We start from the raw sequence: 238 nt of genomic DNA on the forward strand, positions 1-238 counted from the left end.
TTCACGCTCGCGCTCGCCACCGGCGGCCAGGCCTGGTTCGCGGCGGCCGGCGCATCGATCGGCGCGTTCGGCGTGGCGTTCGTCGCCGCACTGCTCGGCGAGCGGAGCTGGGCGGCCCTGCCCTGGCGCTGGCTGCGCGTCCTGAGCGGCATCGGCTTCCTGATCGCCGGCTGCTGGATCGGCGTGAACGCGCTGCGCCTGACCTGATCGATCTCTGAGATCGGTAAAATGCAAATGC

At 70.6% G+C, this 238-nt stretch carries 1 protein-coding gene; it reads left to right on the top strand.

The window, feature by feature from the left end; translation table 11 throughout:
* Window positions 1-207: hypothetical protein (locus tag RZA33_RS19790; RefSeq protein WP_317510065.1), on the top strand; the 207-nt coding region annotated here is incomplete at its 5' end.
* Window positions 208-238 lie beyond the last annotated feature (31 nt).

Source organism: Halovibrio sp. HP20-59 (assembly GCF_033052795.2).
GTDB lineage: Bacteria > Pseudomonadota > Gammaproteobacteria > Pseudomonadales > Halomonadaceae > Vreelandella.